The organism is Segatella intestinalis, assembly GCF_029348455.1.
In the GTDB taxonomy this organism is placed as follows: Bacteria; Bacteroidota; Bacteroidia; order Bacteroidales; family Bacteroidaceae; genus Prevotella.
Genome location: NZ_JARJVV010000003.1, coordinates 65,423 through 85,001 on the forward strand (window position 1 = coordinate 65,423; position 19,579 = coordinate 85,001).

At 49.6% G+C, this 19,579-nt stretch carries 8 protein-coding genes; 5 read left to right on the forward strand and 3 right to left on the reverse strand.

Annotated features, from left to right (window positions below):
- Positions 1 to 25 precede the first annotated feature (25 nt).
- The gene (locus P3T48_RS02475) at positions 26 to 3,463 is read left to right on the forward strand and encodes a hypothetical protein (protein WP_276505499.1); all 3,438 of its coding nucleotides are present in this window, start codon (positions 26 to 28) and stop codon (positions 3,461 to 3,463) included.
- Positions 3,464 to 3,889: 426 nt separating this feature from the next.
- On the opposite strand, the gene P3T48_RS02480 is transcribed toward P3T48_RS02475, so the two are convergent.
- Positions 3,890 to 5,137: an ATP-binding protein gene (locus P3T48_RS02480; RefSeq protein ID WP_276505500.1), complete on the reverse strand. Its 1,248-nt coding sequence runs from the start codon at positions 5,135 to 5,137 to the stop codon at positions 3,890 to 3,892.
- A gap of 470 nt (positions 5,138 to 5,607) precedes the next feature.
- Between P3T48_RS02480 and P3T48_RS02485 the strand changes: the two genes are divergently transcribed.
- Together P3T48_RS02485 and P3T48_RS02490 are read left to right on the forward strand one after the other, a co-directional pair.
- A complete protein-coding gene (locus P3T48_RS02485; RefSeq protein WP_276505501.1) occupies positions 5,608 to 5,871 on the forward strand; it encodes a hypothetical protein in 264 nt (87 codons plus the stop codon).
- A gap of 71 nt (positions 5,872 to 5,942) precedes the next feature.
- A complete protein-coding gene (locus P3T48_RS02490) occupies positions 5,943 to 7,649 on the forward strand; it encodes a BspA family leucine-rich repeat surface protein (protein ID WP_276505502.1) in 1,707 nt (568 codons plus the stop codon).
- Between the two features lie 234 nt (positions 7,650 to 7,883).
- Here P3T48_RS02490 and P3T48_RS02495 read toward each other — a convergent pair whose 3' ends face one another.
- Positions 7,884 to 8,783: a diaminopimelate dehydrogenase gene (locus tag P3T48_RS02495; RefSeq protein WP_276505503.1), complete on the reverse strand. Its 900-nt coding sequence runs from the start codon at positions 8,781 to 8,783 to the stop codon at positions 7,884 to 7,886.
- Positions 8,784 to 9,167: 384 nt separating this feature from the next.
- Here P3T48_RS02495 and ruvA point away from each other — a divergent pair, with 384 nt between their 5' ends.
- Both ruvA and sov read left to right on the forward strand, forming a co-directional pair.
- Positions 9,168 to 9,782, forward strand: a complete 615-nt coding sequence (gene ruvA, locus P3T48_RS02500; RefSeq protein WP_022252730.1) for a Holliday junction branch migration protein RuvA — start codon at positions 9,168 to 9,170, stop codon at positions 9,780 to 9,782.
- A 23-nt stretch (positions 9,783 to 9,805) separates the two neighbouring features.
- Positions 9,806 to 17,500: a T9SS outer membrane translocon Sov/SprA gene (gene sov, locus P3T48_RS02505; RefSeq protein ID WP_443217157.1), complete on the forward strand. Its 7,695-nt coding sequence runs from the start codon at positions 9,806 to 9,808 to the stop codon at positions 17,498 to 17,500.
- A 116-nt stretch (positions 17,501 to 17,616) separates the two neighbouring features.
- Here sov and P3T48_RS02510 read toward each other — a convergent pair whose 3' ends face one another.
- Positions 17,617 to 19,566: a RagB/SusD family nutrient uptake outer membrane protein gene (locus P3T48_RS02510; RefSeq protein WP_276505505.1), complete on the reverse strand. Its 1,950-nt coding sequence runs from the start codon at positions 19,564 to 19,566 to the stop codon at positions 17,617 to 17,619.
- Positions 19,567 to 19,579: the final 13 nt, after the last annotated feature.

The following is a 19,579-nucleotide window of genomic DNA, read 5'->3' on the forward strand; positions in this document are numbered from 1 at the left end:
GGAATTAGCGTGGTTCCGCGATCAGGTGAATGGCGGAAATAAAAAAATCTGCGCTAAGATTGCAGAAAATGTTGAGGTCATAGACCTAAAGGACTTCTGTCATGCGGCTGATGCCTCTAAAAAGATAGACGAACAGAGTTGGGTGCCTATTGGAAATTCTAATAAACTATACCAAGGCACTTTCGACGGAAATGGAAAGACCATCACCAACCTTTATATCAATGCGAACCAAAAATATATGGGGCTTTTCGGTTATACCTATCAAAGCACAATCAAGAACCTAACCTTTGAGAACGCAAATGTGACAAATACGCAATCTAACACAGGAATTTTGGTTGGTAAGGCAGGATATGGAAGCACCCTTCAAAATATCAAAATATCAAAAACTTGCCAGATAAAAGGAGGTAATTATACTGGCGGCATTGCAGGTGAACTTGATGGTAACGCCTACAACTGCGTGAACTACACCACGGTACAGGGAATAAAATCTGTCGGCGGTCTTTTTGGCAGGTATAGTAGAAAAGGTAATTCCATAACCGCTTGTGCCAACTATGGAAATGTAACGGCATCAAGTGATATGGTAGGTGGCTTGGTTGGCTATTACAGTAGCGGAACGATCCAAGACTGCGCCAACTATGGAGATGTAAAAGGTACATATCGTGTTGCTGGCATGGCAGGTTTCGTAAGCGAAGGCAAGGTACAGAACGTGTTCAGTTATGGCAATGTTTCTGCCACGGACAACACGCAAGAGGTTGGCATGGCTTTTGGCTATTCTAGCAAAGGGGTCACTGAAGGCATGGTGGCATACTATAGTGGCGCAAAGCTGACCGTAAACAGCCAAGAGCAAACTGTAAAAGCCTTCGGAAGCGGCAATCTTTCAGAAGATAACGCAACAGGATTTACAAAGGACCAACTGAAAAGCGGTGTTGTTGCCTATCTGCTCCAGCAAAACGCTTCGAGCGAAGCGAAATGGGGACAAAATCTGGCTAATGATGGAGACAGTTATCCCGTCATTGGTTCGGAACATACAGTTTATTCAGATAATTCACTTGTAAATTGTATGACGTACGAGATAGTCTCAGGTAGTTTCACCAACAATACTACCAGTTCCGCAATCAAGTATCAACACGGACAGACAATAAATCACCACGTTGCAACAGACGCTACTTGTACAGAGGCGGCAACCAAGGAATATTGGCAATGTCAGGACTGCCTTAGGACATATTCCGACAGCCAATTGACAGAAGAATTGACTGATGTAACAATTGCAGAGAAGCCTGCCCTTGGACACGACAACAATGAGGATGGCTATTGCAAGCGTTGCCAGCATTATGTGGCTGTAAAGCCTTCACAGGAAAGTGGGGTGTACCTGATAGCCAAACCTTGCCATTTGGCGTGGTTCCGTGACTATGTGAACGGAACTATTGTGGACGAAGGCGAAGTATCTGGAACTACTCACCCTTATGCATCTGCCATGTTGACTGCGGATATCGACCTACAGAACTACTGCCATGCGGCTGAAGACGGCAAGGAACTCTTGAGTTGGCTTCCAATAGGCAATGACAATAATCGGTGGAAGGGAAATATGGACGGTCAGGGACACACCATCTCCAATCTCTATATCAAGACAGCACAAAACCATGTGGGGCTTTTCGGCTTTACTGAAGGTGCGACTATCCAAGACCTTATCTTTGACTATGCCAAGGTGGAGAATGTGAGCACTACAGGCACGAAGACAATGTACACTGGTATCTTGGCAGGATATGCATACGCATCCACAAATTCTCCAGCACATATAAAGGGCATTAAAACCACAAACAATTGTACTGTAATAGGACAAGAAGATACTGGCGGTATCGTTGGAAGTGCCAAAATAAATCTCGAAAACTGCGAGAATCGCTCCAGCGTGAAGGGTACAAGGCTTGTTGGCGGAATTGCAGGTAGTTGCACTGAAAGAAACATCAAGCGCTGTACCAATTATGGAACCGTTGAAAACGATGGTAGCTATATTGGTGGAATCATAGGTTATGCTTATGTAACAAGTATCGAAGATTGCGCCAACTATGGCAAGATTACAAGCACAGGTTGGTATGCCGGTGGCATAGCAGGAAGTACATTGAAAAACAGCAGTATCCAGAATGTGTTCAGTTATGGAGATGTGACGAATACAAATGGCTCTTCAGGAATCATTATAGGTTATGTAGGTGGTACACTAACCGCAAAGGGTATTGTAACTTACAACAAGGAGGCTTTGCTGAACAACTCATCTGAGAACATCAAAATAGTTGGTACAGGAAGTCTGGCTTTCGAAGACGGAAAGGAAGAAGCGAACGTGGTCAAGGCATTCACCAAACAGCAGATAAAGAGTGGCGAGGTGGCATTGGCGTTAAATGACAATAAAACTTCTGGCGATTTGGCTTGGTATCAGAAACTTGGTGAGAATGGTGATGCTTATCCTGTGTTGAAATCTACTGGTGACAATACTGTATATCATGGTAAGGAATGTGACAAGATAACTGATGTTTATACCAATGATAATAGCATTTTCGGTGAGGATGGAGCTGTTCCACACGTATTTGAGATGGCTGGACACCCAGATGCCAATGGACTCTATGGGGATGTATGTATCAACTGCAATGCAAACAATGAGAACATAAAATACATTAAAGACTTCTGTGGCATCCTTGGCAACAACCTGAAACTGATCTACGCTGATGGCAAGTACACTGCCGAGGCAGTGACGCTCACAGATGGCGAGGCTTATAATAGCCCGGTAGATATAGAGGTGGCTGACTTCAAGTACATTCGTACATTTGATGCCTACAAGTGGCAATCACTCTATGTGCCATTTAGGATGAGTCTTGAACAGTTGACAAGCAATGGCTTAAACGTGGCAACCCCAGTGGACATCGAAGTGGTCAATGAAACTATTACGCGACTGAACGTCCAGAAGTTGAAGTCTGGTTCCTCTAAAGCAAACTATCCAAGCTTGATCATGTGTGAGAGTGATGGAGAAAAGACCATCGAGTTGGCAGATGTCACGCTTTCTGCATCGAAGGAAAAATTTATCGACTGTATGAGTATGACAAGAAAATATGTTTTTAATGGTGTTTATCAAGCCAATAAAGACCTTGCGTCTAACTCGGAGGATGCTATCAATTACATCATAAAAGATGGTGGACTGGTCTTGCGAACTGACGATGATGTGCCTGCGCCACAAAGTTGGTACATGAATGTAACTATACGCGAGAATCCTTTCGGAGGTGCAGATGAACCTTTGTCTTCCGATGCTAAGACTATGCCTATTTATGTGATAGGTGAAGGTTATGCTACTGGCATAGAGAATGTGAATACCGCAGAGGAACATATTCTGCATGGCATCTACGACTTGCAAGGTCGCAAGTTGAGTCAGGAGCCAGAAAGCGGCATCTATATCAAGGATGGAAAGAAGTACGTGAAATAATTGACTCAACTTGCGAAACATTCGCTACATCGATATGTACTTTTTGACATTTACTCCATCACCTCCCAGAAACTCTCGGGGAGGTGATGTTTTTTATCACCTTTGCCTCCTTGAACAGTGGGGCGATGCCCTCTGGGTCAAAGCTGGCAATGCCGCAACCGATGGGTGTTACCAGGAACTGCTTCTCGGGATGCTGACTCCTCTGTTCTCATATCATTTGCGATATTGTTTTAATTGTTTGCAAATATATAGTTTTTTGAGGAGAAAAGGGCTTCTTTGCCCAATTTTTCTCCTATTTAAATATTATAAGATTCAAGTTTCGCAAGTGTTTTAGGAGAAAAAAGCGTGGCTATCCGATAGAAGAACTAAGAACATATCGGTAGAAAATCCTTGTTAGCAAATCGGTATCCACAGTGTTGCAGCTCATTAAAACTTATATATAGGCAAAATCTTGACCTTATAACCATTTTTCTCAATTATTCTTTCCTCATTCATCGTGACAATGATCAGATTGGAGCATTTGAGTTCCCCCGCACATTCAATGATGCTATCTACTTCCCGCTTGAGCGTTCGTTCGGATGAGAGGTCATAACATACTTGTATAAGACTTTCTACATGAGCACCCTGCCTTGTAACAAAATCAGTCTCCTTGTCATTACGGGAGCGATAATAGAAAAGTGATGTTTCTGCATGATATCCCCTGCGAACCAACTCTATAAAAACCTGATTCTCCAATAACCTGCCTAAGTTCTCACTCACACTAAAAGCCTTGGCTTCTACAAAACCATTGTCAACCACATATACTTTTTGTGGAGCTTTCTTCATTACTTTCAACTTGTTGTTGTAACGTGGCAGATAATACAAGAGATAGGGCTCACTTAAATATCCCATAAACTTCTTGGTGGTTGCTACGCTTGAAAATCCCAGCGTTTCTGCCAGTTCGTTGGCACTGAATGGATTGCAGAAGTTAGAAACCAGATACATGGCCAGGTTGTTCAAATCCTCTACATTGCGTACTTTATGACGCTTGGCAATGTCTTTCCAAATGATGGAATCAAAGAGTGTGGAGAGATAGTTTTGGGTCAGGCTTCTTGCTGCTACAGTCTCTGGATAGCCACCATGGTGCAGATAGTCTGCAATAAGCGAGAGGTCTGATGCGCTGTCTTTCATCTCTGATACTTCCGAAAGATTTCTGTGGTTCCAGATAAAGAATTCAGAAAGACTGAAAGGCAGCATCTCTATTTGGATATATCTGCCTGTGAGCAATGTTGCCATTTCGCTACTCAGCAATTTGGCGTTGCTTCCCGTAATAACCATGTTGATTCCCATGCGGTAAAGTTTGGAAACCCATAAATGCCAACCATCCAGATTTTGAACCTCATCAAGCAGAAGATACTCGAAGTTGGGATAAACGGCATGTAATGTTTCCCAAACCAAATCATCGTCCCATGCACTCAGGAGTTTGCCGTCATCAAAATTCAGATAGGCAAAGTTCCTGCCTTTCAGCATCAGCAAAGCCTCTGTCGATTTGCCAGTTCTTCTGGGACCCGTTATCAACTTGATTTGCTTGCTTGCCAACAGTTCATCCTCATCATATTTGGTATGACGTGTAAGGTAAGGACGGGAAAGCAGAATATCCCGTTCCTTTTTCTGGTTACTGATAATTGTTCTCATTTCTCTTCAGATGAATTGATTAAACCGAGACAAAGATACAAAAAATATTCATTCTATCCATCGTATTGAATAAAAAAGTGCTGATTTTATTCAATACGATGGATAGAATGAATAAAATCAGTACTTTTATTCCTCATATTTCAGTTTCTCAGCATCTTATTGTTTTAAAATATCTTAATATTCCACTTTATGCTCAATGTTTATTTGGTCGTATGTGTCGAAAAGTGTAATAATCCGACTGTTTTATGTGTCTAAAAGTGTAAAGATATGAAGAGAAAGATAGCAGGTAGGCGAATCGCCATTAACCCATTGTATGCTATCTCGAATTTGTACAAATGAGCGAAAATACAATAAAATCACGCCTTAGGTGTCTACTTCCCCCACCAAGTAGACACCTATTTTGTAGGAAGTAGACACCTAAGTGGGGGAAGTGGACACCTTTTTCCGAAGAAAAACACTATTTTTGCGCCATGGGAAATATGATAGAGACTCTCACGAAAGAGGAACAGGCTATTTTTATAGTGGCATTGTTTCTTCTGCTGTTCGCCATAGTCATGAGCTATGCCATGGTTCAAGACTACAGGATATATCTTGATGAAAACTACAAGGCTCGTTACAGCTTCTGTGATTTCATCAAGAGAGGAAGATATTATATCTATCTGTTTCTCGGATTGACTTTCGTCATCATCCTGGGATTTATAGTATATATAATGGCAATGAGAGAATATATGTAAGAAAGTTTGCACAAGAATAGTAGACGAGTTGTGGATGCATAGCTTGAATTAATTATAAACAAAAATAAATCATGGAGAAAAGTAAAAGTATTGTATGGAGGACGCTCCTCGTCCTCTTTATCGTTTTCCTCTGGGGGGGCGAATTGAGTGCTTATGCTGCTAAGAAGGCATGGGCAAAGTATGACAATTCAGTCAAGTCTCTCACCTTTTATTATGGTGAGAAGGGCGAGTTGGGCGATGGAGAGTATGAAATGAATCGCTCTCAGGAACCTGGGTGGATTACTGAGCATAAAGCTGATATTGTCAGAGTTGTATTTGATGTCTCGTTTGCGTCTGCACGTCCTAAGTCTTGCAATTCTTGGTTTATGGAATGTGAGAAGTTGGAAGCGATTGATGGAATAGAGAATCTGAATACTTCTAAGGTTACAGACATGTGGAATATGTTCTATAACTGCAAAAGTCTTACTTCTTTAGACTTGAAAACTTTTGATACTCACAATGTCTTAAGCATGTCATACATGTTCTTTGGTTGCAATAATTTGACATACTTGAATGTTTCAAGTTTTGATACAAGCAATGTGGGAAGTATGATGTGGATGTTTGCTGGTTGTTGGAAATTGACAAACTTATCTGTTTCAAATTTTGATATGCATCGTGTGAGATATATGACCGGAATGTTTTCATCATGTAAAGGTCTTACACATATCGACGTGTCTAAGTTCAATACAGAGAACGTGAAGAACATGCAAGCTGTATTCCAAAATTGCGAAAACCTTTCCTCTTTGGATCTATCAGGATTTAACACTTCGAAGGTTAAGGATATTGCTTGTATGTTTGCTTCCTGCAAGAGCCTTACATCCTTAGATTTGTCTAATTTCGATACTCAGTTGGTTACTCAGAGCACAAGTTTGTTTTTTGAATGTCAAAAACTTGAGGCAATTTATTTGGGAGATAAGTTCTCTTTGGAGGGGCTGAGCAAACTCTATGCAAGTGTGAATATGTTTGGTGACTGTTCGGCGACGCTCTATTGTTCGCCCGCAACTTATTGGGCTTCAAAGAACTGCTCGAGAGTAAAAGAAGCAGGCCAAGCCGTGAAGCCATACGTCAGCATCAACAAGACGTCGGAATATGGCACGCTCTGTGTGCCAGTGGGCAGTAGCCTCGTAGCAGGCTGCTTCACAGGTTTCGACAAACTCTATCAGGTGAAGAATGCAGATAAGAACAAGGGTACGATTACCTTGACTGAGGCGAAGAGCATTGAGCCAGGAGTGCCTTACGTATATCATCGCTATCTCGAAGGTGTGGACTTCGAAGGCAAGAATGATATGAGCGTCATTACATTCGAGGTGGATGCAGCTGCTTCATCTTCAGTTACTGCTCCTAAGAACGAGGGAAGCCTCTTGAAGGGAACCTTCGAAAGCATGGTGGCTAAGGGTGGCAGCTATATCCTCCAAACCGATGGCAACTTCCATCCTGTAGCGGCAGACAATACGACCTTGAAGGTGGGTGCTTATAGTGCTTATCTCGACCTGAGTTCTACTGAAATCGGTGGAGGTGATGACGGATTCGGCGAAGCCAAGGTTTACAGCATGGTATTCGAAAATGGTGAGTCTACGGGCATCGACCGCATCAACGGCGATGGCTCTAACAAGGGCATTTACGACCAAGCCAACCTACAGCCTAAGGTTTACTTCGACTTGATGGGTCGCAAGGTGGCTGCTCCTCAGAAGGGCGAGATCTACATCGTGAACGGCAAGAAAGTAGTGTATAATAAATAAAAAGATAGAAAATAATGAAGAAATATATCAAGCCAACAATAAAATTGTTGGAAATAGAGAGTGAGGGGGTATAATGGCTGGTGATGAGTAGTAACTCACACATACAATATATATAATGTGTTCAGATGCCGAAAGGCAAAAGAGGGTGTGTCATAAGTCTGTGACACACCCTCTTTTGGGGTTCATGTTCCTTGCCGATGGGCAGGGGGAACAGAATATTTGCTGAAAACAATCTTACACGAGTGTGGCGACAATTTCCTCGCGAGTGCCAGGGAGCATGTCGATGACTGGAATCTCGGGCATGGTGTAGCAGCCTGGCTGCAGACGGAAGGTGGCGCGAGCCACGTTGACCAATACCTGAGCAGTGAGAGCAGGGTTGTTGATGCTCATGTTGAACTCGAAACGCTGGTTCTGAGTCTTGCCCGAAACGCCCTTGCGAACGAGGTTCACACCATGGCCCATGTCCTTGACATCATCGACTGAGGCTACAGCAAAGACGTGGGTCTCGTCGTGAGCGAAGTAAGGGTCGGCCTTAATCTCGGCAGTTACGTCCTCGAGCTTGGCGCCTTCCTCCAACTCTACGTACACCATGCGGCGGTGAATGCCCTCGCCCAATGGGATGGTGACAGAGAGAGCCTCCTTGACACCCTGCTTGCTGCGTACGCAAACAGAGTGGCCCATGCTCATACCAGGACCGAAGTTGGTATAGGTAAGACCCTTAGGAGCAAGGCTTTCCATGAGCACGCGCACTACTGAGTCAGAACCTGGATCCCAGCCAGCAGAAATGACGCTCACCTTGCCTGCCTTCTTGCAGTTTTCCATCTGGCTTGTACGATAGTCGAGGATGCCGGTATGGATATCGTAGCTGTCGACGGTGTTGATGCCGAGAGCCACCATCTTGGCAGAGTATTCTGGGCAGGAACGGGTAGGAGTGGCGAGGATGGCTACATCCACGTTCTTCAGCTTGGTGATGTCGTCTACTACATCATAATCAGCCAGTTCGGCTGGTTTGTTCTTGTCGCCCTGACGGCGTACGATGCCTGCAATCTCAAAATCGGGAGCTGCCTCGAGTGCCTCGACGGTGAACTTACCGATATTGCCGTAACCTACTACGGCTGCTCTAAATTTCTTCATTGTATTCTTTCTTTTATTTGTTGTTTGTTCAGTTTCCGGTTGCAAAAGTATAGCTTTTATTCGAGAAAACGAACGTTTTAATAGTTTTTTAACTATAAGAACCGACAAAAAGTTGTAAAATCATAGCTTTTAGGTATGTTTTTGTAGGATAGTGTAAGGATGGTGGGGTGAGAATGCTTACAGATTGAAAGAAGGAGGGCAAATGCAGGAGTTGAATTCTTGAGCTTCTCTAACTTCTTTTAATTTTCTCATTTGCAAAAGTGGAGCAAAAACATTTTCCCCCTCTTTGGCAATAATAGCGCCGAATGTGCGTTTATTATATAATCGCATGCGCATGGGCGCGATGACGAGAGATGTGAAATCATAAAATTATTAACGACAATCATGATTGAATATATACATGGCGACCTGACCGAGCTGACGCCGACACAGGCCGTTATCGAGACCGCGGGCGTGGGTTATGCGCTCAGTATCTCGCTCAACACATATACTGCCATACAGGGTAAGAGAGAGGCTAAACTGTACGTTCACGAAGTACTGGTGACAGGTGGAAGAGACGACTCGTTCACCCTCTATGGCTTTGCCTCGAAGCAGGAGCGAGAGCTTTACCGTCTTCTCATCACTGTATCGGGTGTGGGAGCCGGCACGGCGAGGATGATTCTCTCGTCGATGTCGCCACGCGAGCTGTGCAACGTCATCTCCACTGCCAACGAGGCGATGCTCAAGGGCGTGAAGGGCATAGGACTGAAGACTGCCCAGCGCATCATCATCGACCTAAAGGACAAGATCGTAAGCATGGGAATAGCCGACGAGCTGCCTGCCAACGGAGGAAACGTGGACATGGTGAACAATGACGTGAAGGACGAGGCGGTGAGCGCACTCACCATGCTCGGATTCTCGCCAGCGCCATCGTCCAAGGTGGTGGTCGACATCCTGAAAGAACAGCCCGACCTGAAGGTGGAACAGGTGATCAAGACGGCTCTGAAACGAATAAAATGACGAAAAAGAAGAAACGAGTGTAGATGTTGATAAGACGAAAATATAAATATGCCTTTCTGTTGATGGCATTACTGATGGTCTCGGTCATCGGCAATGCCTTTGGCTTGTCGTACTGGCAGGACAACAGGACGCGGCAGCGAGCTGCACAGAACCGCAATGCCAGCGCAGCCAGTAGGAAGCAGACGGCTGCCACGACGAAAAAGGCTGCCACGGCAGCAGGAAAGCCCGGCATCACGGCCCAGCCCATCCTCGCCGACGAGGACACCATACCCGACTCGCTGCTGCACACACGATGGCCCGTACAGCGCACACAGCCCATCAGCACGGGCGACCTGTATCAGAGTCCGTTAGACCTGCAGCGCCCCGACAACATGAAATATCACGTGGAGTACAACGACACGCTGGACCGCTACGTCATCGGCAACAAGCTGGGCGGCGCATGGCTCTCGGCTCCCATCATGATGACGCCTGCCGAGTACATGGCATGGAGCGAGCTCAACGAGCGACGTGCCTACTACCGCAAGCAGAACGACGAGATATACAAGGCCAAGGGAAAGGAGAAATTTGACTTCACCGACATGCACTTCGACCTGGGACCTGCCGAGAAAATCTTCGGTCCCGGAGGCATCCGAGTGCGCACGCAGGGAACTGCCGAGCTGAAGTTTGGCATCAACAAGAAGAGTGTGGACAACCCCTCGCTGCCCATCCGCAACCGCAAGACCACGATGATGGAGTTTGATGAGAAGATCAACCTCAACGTCAACGGAAAGGTGGGTGACAAGGTGAACATGAATCTCAACTACAACACCGACGCCACCTTCGACTACGACGCGCAGAACATGAAGCTGAAATACGACGGCAAGGAAGACGAGATCATCAAGCTCGTGGAGGCAGGCAACGTGTCGTTCCCCTCCAACTCGTCGCTTATCCGCGGTGCCAGCAGCCTCTTCGGTGTGCGCACCGATATGCAGTTTGGCAAACTGAAGCTGCAGACCGTCCTGTCGCAAAAGAAATCGTCGTCGAAGAGCGTGTCGTCGAAGGGAGGCGTGCAGCTCACACCCTTCGAGATCAATGTGGCCGACTATGAGGAGAACCGACACTTCTTCCTCTCGCGATACTTCCGCGACCACTACGACGCATGGATGCAGAAACTGCCCAACCTCACCACTGGCGTCACCATCAACCGAGTGGAGATTTGGGTAACCAACAAGACTGCCACCACCACCAACACCCGAAACATCATAGCCCTCACCGACCTGGGCGAGACCTCGAAGATAAGCAACCCCATGTGGGCGGCTGCAGGAGCGGCCGTGCCCTCCAACAGAGCCAACAGCGAGTACGACGCCATGGTGAACCAGTATGCCGCAGCACGCGACATCGACCAGGCCGCCACCGTGCTCGAAGGAGCAGGACTGAAGGGCGGCGACGACTTCGAGAAGCTGGAGAGCGCCAGACTGCTCTCCTCGTCGGAATATACGGTGAACACTGCCCTCGGCTACGTGTCGCTGAGGAGCGGACTGCAGACCGACCAGGTGCTGGCTGTAGCCTACGAGTACACCTACGGCGGTGTTACCTATCAGGTGGGCGAGTTCGCATCCGACATCACCGACACCCGACAGGGACTCTTCGTCAAGTCGCTCAAGAACACCAGCAACAACCCGCAGCAGGGCAACTGGGACCTGATGATGAAGAACGTGTATTACCTCGCATCGCAGGTGGAGAAGGAGAAGTTCCGACTCGACGTGAAGTATCAGAGCGACTCTACGGGCGTCTACCTCAACTACATTCCCGAGGCTAAGGTGAAAGACCAGCCCATCATCAAGGTGCTGGGAGCCGACCGACTCGACAACAACAACAATCCCCACAGCAACGGCTACTACGACTACGTGGCTGGCTACACCGTATCGGAAGGACGCGTCTTCATCCCCAAGGCCGAGCCTTTCGGAAGCTATCTCTACACCTATCTCAAGGGCAAGGGCATCGCCGAGGAGGTGGCGAAAAAGTACGCCTTCACCGAACTCTACGACAGCACCAAGACCGTGGCGAAGCAGATAGCCGAGAAGAACAAATTTCAACTCGTGGGACAGTTTCGCGGAACCTCCGCCAACGTCATCTCCTTAGGCGCATACAACGTGCCACAGGGTTCGGTGCTCGTCACGGCAGGAGGTGTGACCCTCACCGAAGGCTCCGACTATGCGGTGGACTACAATGCCGGCGAGGTTACTATCCTCAACCAGAGCATCATCGATGCTGGAACACCCGTCAACGTGTCGCTCGAGAGCAACACCGACTACGGACAGATGCGCAAAACCATGTTTGGCGTGAACTGGGAGTACGACTTCTCGAAGAACTTCCAGATCAGCGGAACCCTGCAGCACCTCACCGAACAGGCCCTCACCACCAAGGTGACCATGGGCGCAGAGCCTCTCAGAAACACCCTCGTGGGCTTCAACCTCAACTGGAAGCGCGAGAGCCAGTGGCTCACCAACATGCTCGACAAAATACCGTTCTTGCACCTCACGCAGCCATCCTACATCTCGTTCACAGGCGAGTTTGCCAAACTCTTTGCCGGACAGGCCAGCGGAACGCAGGACAACGCATCCTATCTCGACGACTTCGAGAACACCAAGAACACCATCGACGTCATGTCGCCCACATCGTGGGTGCTCTCCAGCGTGCCCTCGTCAAACTTCCGTCAGGACTACAACGACAAGACGGGGCTGACCAGCGGATTCCGACGCAGTCGTCTGGCTTGGTACACCATCGACCCGCTCTTCACACGACGGGGCAGCTCGCTCACACCAGGACACATCAAGAGTGACCTGGCACAGCTGTCCAATCACTATGTGCGTGAGGTCTATGTGCGCGAGCTCTTCCCACTGCGCCAGCAAAGCTCCTACAGCGGAGCCACCAACACGCTGAGCGTGCTCAACCTCGCCTACTATCCTGCCGAGCCAGGTCCTTACAACTTCAACCCCGACCTGCAGCCCGACGGAACCCTCGCCATGCCACAGCAGAACTGGGGAGGCATGATGCGCAAACTCGACACCAACGACTTCGAGCAGGCCAACGTGGAGTACATCGAGTTCTGGATGCTCGACCCCTTCATCTACTCGCGCGAGCAGGCCGACGCTTCCCAGTATGGCGGCGACTTCTATATCAACCTCGGCGAGATAAGCGAGGACATCCTGCGCGACGGAAAGAAATTCTATGAGAGCGGAATGCCCGTGGACGGAACGTCAAACTTCACCTACACACAGTGGGGAAAGATTCCCGCCCAGAGCACCGTGACCTATGCCTTCGCCACCACGAAGGGAAGTCGCGCACTGCAGGACGTGGGATTCAACGGACTCAACGACGAGGAGGAACGCGACTACTACAAGAACGCCTATCTCAGCCAGATACAGGGCAAGGTGAACCAGGCGGTGTTCGACAGCATTTACAATGACCCTGCTCGCGACGACTACCACTACTACCGTGGCAGCGACTGGGACCAGATGAAGGCACCTATCCTGTACAGATACAAGTTTATCAACAACCCACAGGGCAACTCGCCCGACAGCGACAGCCGCACCGAGAGCTACGACACTTCCTACAAGTCGACGCCCGACGTGGAGGACATCAACCAGGACTTCACCCTCAACGAATACGAGAAATACTATCAGTATCACGTGAGCATACGACCAGAAGACCTGCAGGTGGGCTCCAACTTCATCGTCGACAAGCGAAGCTACACGCCCACACTGCGCGACGGCAGCAAGCCCACCGTCACCTGGTATCAGTTCCGCATTCCCGTAGACCAGTACGAGAAGAAGGAAGGCAACATCAACGACTTCTCCAGCATACGCTTCATGCGCATGTTCCTCACCAACTTCCGCAAGCCCATCGTGCTGCGTTTCGGCACACTCGACCTGGTAAGGGGCGAGTGGAGAACCTACGACCAGCTGCTGGGCGCTGCCAACAGCGGCACGCTCGAGGCCAGTGCGGTGAGCATAGAGGAGAATGCCGAGAAGACACCTGTCAACTACGTGCTGCCACCGGGCGTACAGCGCGAGCAAGACCCCACGCAGCCACAGCTCGTCGAGGCCAACGAGCAGTCGCTCAGCCTCGTGGCCAAGAACCTGAGCACGGGCGAGGCCAAGGCGGTGTACAAGAACACCACCCTCGACCTGCGACAGTACAAGCGCATGCAGATGTTTGTTCACGCCAACGCCCTGGAGCAGGACGTCACCTCGCTGCAGGACAACCAAGCTTCGGTGTTCATCCGTCTGGGAAGCGACTACAAGAACAACTACTACGAGTACGAAATACCGCTGAAGCTCACACCGGCACGCAACAACTACAGCCGATACAGCTACGAGGACTGCCGTGCCGTGTGGCCCGAGGAGAACATGCTCGACGTGGCGCTCACCGTCTTCACCGCACTCAAGAAGGCGCGCAACCAGGCCAAGTCGCAAGGCATGGCTTCCTTCTCGGCACCCTATTCGGCCTACGACTCCAACCATCCCAACAACAAGATCACCATCATGGGTAATCCTACACTCGGAGAGGTGAAAACCATGATGATAGGCGTGCGCAACAACGCCGGAGAAATCAAGAGTGTGGAGGTGTGGGTCAACGAGCTGCGTCTGCTCGACCACAACAGCAAGGGCGGATGGGCTGCCAACGGAAACCTCAATGTGCAGCTCTCTGACCTGGGAAGCGTCAACGCCACAGGTAAATATCAGAGCGAGGGATTCGGCGGTCTGGAGGACGGAGTGGCAAGCCGATCCACCGACACCTACAGTTCGTACAGCGTCACCACCAACCTCGAGCTCGGAAAGTTCTTCCCCGACAAGGCCAAGGTGAGCATACCTTTATATTACAGCATCACCAAGGAGAAGACCTCGCCCAAGTACAACCCGATGGACACCGACATGGAACTCAAGGACGCACTCGACGCGGCTGGATCGCGACACGAGCGCGACTCCATAGAGAGTATCGCCGTGACAAAGGTCACCAATACCAACTTCTCCATCTCCAACGCAAGGGTAGGAATCTCCACCAAGCGTCACCCCATGCCATACGACCCTGCCAACTTCTCCTTCTCCTACAGCCACTCGCACCAGCGAACCACGGGCGAGACCACCGTTTACGAGAAAGAGGACAACTGGCGTGGAGCGCTCGACTATTCGTGGACTCCGGTCTACAAGGCGTGGGAGCCGTTCAAGAAGATAAAGAACCGCAGCAAGTGGCTCGACATACTGAAGCGATTCGGACTGAACTGGCTGCCGCAGAATGTGGCGTTCAACACCGAGATGACGCGCAACTACTACGAGCTGCAGGAGCGCGACATGGAGTCGACAGAGAACACGCAGTTGCCGCTCTCGTTCAGCCAGCAGTTCCTCTGGAACAGAGAGTTCGCCGTGCGCTGGGACCTCACCAAGAACCTGCACGCCAATTTCCGAAGCGCTACACACGCACAGATAGAGGAGCCTTACACACCCGTCAACAAAGACCTCTATCCCGACCAGTATCATGCCTGGAAGGACTCAGTGTGGACAAGCATCAAGCACCTCGGTACACCGCTCGACTACAATCAGACGTTTACCGCATCCTATCAGTTGCCGCTCAACCTGCTGCCCGTATTCGACTGGGTGAACGCCGACGCCAACTACAACTCGACCTATTCCTGGAACAAGGGAACCGACGACGAGGACGGTAACAACTACGGAAACACCATCAACACCAACCGCGACGTGACACTCAACGGATCGTTCAACCTGGTGAAACTCTACAACCATGTGCCCTTCCTCAAGAAGGCCAACCAGCGCTTCGACCGCGAGCCGTCAAGATCGCAACTGCAGCGCAAGAAGCAGGATAAAGCCAAGCAGAAGCAGGAGGCACAGCGACAGAAACAGGAGTTGCAAAAGGTGAGAAAGGAAGCCGAGGCTGCCGGAAAAGACCCCGACGAGGCTGAGAAACAATGGCGGAGCAAGCAGAACAAGAAGGCAGAGCAGCAGAAGAAAGCACTGCCCAAGAACCGCCGTGCCTTCGAGAAGGAAGTGGTGCTCATGCCCGACACCATCATCAAGGTGAACCACGGCAAGAACAGCAAGCGACTCATCGTTACCGCCAAGACTGAGGACGGAAAGGTGATGAAACTGAAATACAAGAAGGTGAACGCCAACCAGATAAAACTCATCTCGAAGGTAGACACTGCCACCAAGGTGAAACTCACCGTGCTGCCGAAGGAACCGCTCGAGAACCAGGGCTGGTACAAGACCATGCAGGCTGTGGCACGCACGGCCATGATGGTGCGCAACATCAGCTTCACCTATCGCAACAACTATCAACTCACGCTGCCAGGATTCCTGCCCACCATCGGCGACGCCTTCGGACAGACCAAGCAGGGCGTACTCTCGCCAGGCCTCGACTTCGCCTTCGGTATGGTGGACGACAGCTATATAGACAAGGCACGACGCAACGACTGGCTCTTGGTGAACGACACCATCGCCACACCTGCTGCCAGCAGCACCACCAACGACCTGCAACTGCGCATGACGCTCGAACCGGTGAGAAATCTCAAGATAGACCTCAACGCCTCGCGCACCAAGACTGTGCAGAAGAGCATGCAGTACATGTACGAGGGAACGCCCACCACGGAGAGCGGAACCTTCACCATGACTACCATCTCGATAGGCTCTGCCTTCGAGGGAATGGGCTCGGCAAGCAGCGGCTACAAGAGCAAGACTTTCGAAAAGTTTGTCAACTCGCTCGAGTCTTACCGCAACAAGGTGGAGGCGCGTTATGCCGACGCAGTCTATCCGGCAGGGTCGGCTCTGGCTGGAGGCAAGTTTGATGCTTCGCGCACGCCTGTCAACAAGTACAGCGGCGACGTGATGATTCCGGCGTTCCTTGATGCCTATACCAGCATGGGAGGCTCGTCGCTCTCGCTCTTCCCCGCACTCAGCCGTCTGCTGCCCAACTGGACTGTCCGTTACAGCGGACTGGGCAAGCTGCCCTGGCTGCGCGACCACTTCAAGAGCATCAACATCAACCACTCCTATAAGAGCATCTTCGCCATAGGAAGCTACAACACCTACAGCACCTTTCAGGAGTATATGAACGGAATAGGCTTCATCGACGACACGGCGACAGGCAGTGTCACACCGAGCAGTATGTTCAATATCTCGCAGGTAAGCATCAACGAGTCGTTCTCGCCACTCATGGGTGTCGACATGACGTTCAACAACAATATGACGCTCAAGGCTGAGTATCGTCAGACGCGCGTACTGAGTCTCAGCATGACGAGTGTGCAGGTGAACGAGGCGCTCAGCAAGGACTGGGTCGTAGGAATGGGCTATCGTCTCAACAACCTCAGCCTTTTCGGCAGGGGAAAGCGAGCCATTAAGTCGAAGGGAAAGAACAAGAATCAGAGCAACGCGGCCGCCAGCAACCGCAACTCTGGAACCAACCAGAACCTCAACCTGCGTCTTGATTTCAGCTTCCGCCGTCAGGCTGCCATCGTGCGCGACATAGCCTCTATGGTGAGCAGTGCCAGCAGCGGAAATAAGGCGCTCAAGCTGAGTTTCTCGGCAGATTACACCCTCAACCGGCTTCTCACCATGAGCTTCTACTACGACCGTCAGACCAACACTCCTCTGCTCTCGAGCAGCAGTTATCCCACCACCACGCAGGACTTCGGTCTGAGTGTCAAGTTCTCGCTGACGAGATAAGGATGTTTCGGGTAGATAGTGAAGTGAAAGAATAGGGGCGAGATTGCATCTTTGCAATCTCGCCCCTATATATATAAGGTGTAGCGTTTCGTTAGTTCTTAAACTTCCGTGGAAACTTACCATCCAGGATTCTGCTGTTCTTGTTTCTCCTCAGTAGTAAGGGCATGTCCGTTCTTCTGTATTCCATCGAGATAAGTCTGAGGAATAGGACGGAGCACCATGTAGTCCTTGATGTTGGCTGCGGCGATAGAGTTGAAAGCACGTGCGCGGGCAACGAGTGTCTTGGTGCGTGCCAGGTCTTGCCAACGCTGGAATTCGCCGCAAAGTTCGCGTGTACGCTCGTTGAGAACTAAGCAGAGCATGCGGTCGTAGGCAGATGTATAGCCGAGCTTGCGGATGACAGCTTCGTCTTCGGCAGGCAGATTGTTGATGTCTGTTATCTTGAGACTTGTAGGAGCTGTGGTTTCGGCTATTCCGTTTGACTCGTAGTATGAACATTCTGCCATATAAGTGTTCTCGCCGTTGTCCTTGTAGCCTGGAGCTCCAGACTTGTAGGCAGCGCCACCATCGACGTGATGCTCACGGTCTTCGCCCTGTTTGTATGCGGCACGGTCGCGCAGCGTGTTGATGTAGCCCAAGGCTTCTTGATATTTGCCCTGGCGAACTAAAGCTTCGGCAGCGATGAGATAAGTTTCGCCCACTCTTGCCAAGATGCCGTCGCGTGTTCCTACACGGTCGGTCACGCTCTCACGATAGCCGTCGATAAACTTGCTCAGTGAGGGATAGAACTGTGTGAAGTCAAGCATCGCATTGTCGCCAGCCTGGTTCTTGTTGGCAGGATAAGCCACAAAGACTGTAGGAATGGTCTTGCCTGTCTTGGAATAGACAACCTCGTCGTTCATTCTAACGTTGGAATATCGTGTGTCGCCAGGCTTGTTGATGACGTACATCACTCCGAGGTCGCCCTTCTTGTAATAAGTGCTGTTCTTTGGGTTGTTGACAGCAGCCTTGGTCTTGAAGCTCTTCCAGAAACGGGAGTCGTTGACTTTGTCGTACGCATCGTAAGTGTAGTAGGAAGTGCGCAGACGCTGATACTCACGCTCTCCAGGAATGTCGCGCTTCATGTAAGGCAGATCCTTGTAGATGGAGATGTAGTAAAGGTGAGTCTGGTTGTAGCTGTTGCCTGTATTGCCCGACTTGTCTGCGTTGAACTGGGCTGCGAGGATGATCTCATCAAGCTTCTCGTTGGCTCCGTCAGGACCAGTGTAGTTCCAGAGGTCAGAATAGTTGGGCGCAAGGGCATGGTGGCTGATTACTTCCTGAGCATAGGTGAGACAGTCTTTCAGGTCTTGTTCCTTGTAACTTGCGTTCCAGTCGTCGTTGCGCTCGCTAACTCTTGAAAGCAGAGTCTTGGCAAGGAAGTGGGCAGCGGCATCTTTGGTCATCTGGCCAGTTTTGGTTGCTGTGGCGGGCAACAGTGTGTAAGCCTGTTTCAGATCTTCTACGATCTGTTTGTAGCAGTCTTCTGCCGAAGCACGTGTAAACTCGCGCTGCGGTGTGGTGCTTGGTGTGAGCTTGAGCGGCACGCCGCCAAACTGTGCAACAAGTGTATAGTAGTTGAAGCCACGCAAGAAGTATGCCTCACCTAAATGTTCCATGGTGGCCTCGCTGGTGAAGCCGCCTTCCTTCACGTTCTGTATGAGGGTATTGGCATTGCTGATGCCTACATACATCTCGTCCCATAGATCTTCGGGCTTGGTAGAGTTGCTTGTTACAGTAGGACCATAGTTTCCGTCGTAGCTGTTCCACGAAGCGTTGGATCCGTCTCCTCCCACTGTGAACTCGTCAACTCCATTCTCTGTGAATGCTATACAGTTTTCTTTGGAAAAATGATAGCGTAAGTTCTCGTAGAGAGCTACCGACAGGTCGGCTACTCCTTCTTCTGTCTTCAGATATTCTGTGTTACGCTTGGTCGTAAGTTCCTCATTGAGGAAATCGCTGCACGAAATAGTACTCATAGAGAGAGTTCCTAATATCAGTGCGTTCAGTATATATTTATTTTTCATTGTTAGTTTCCTT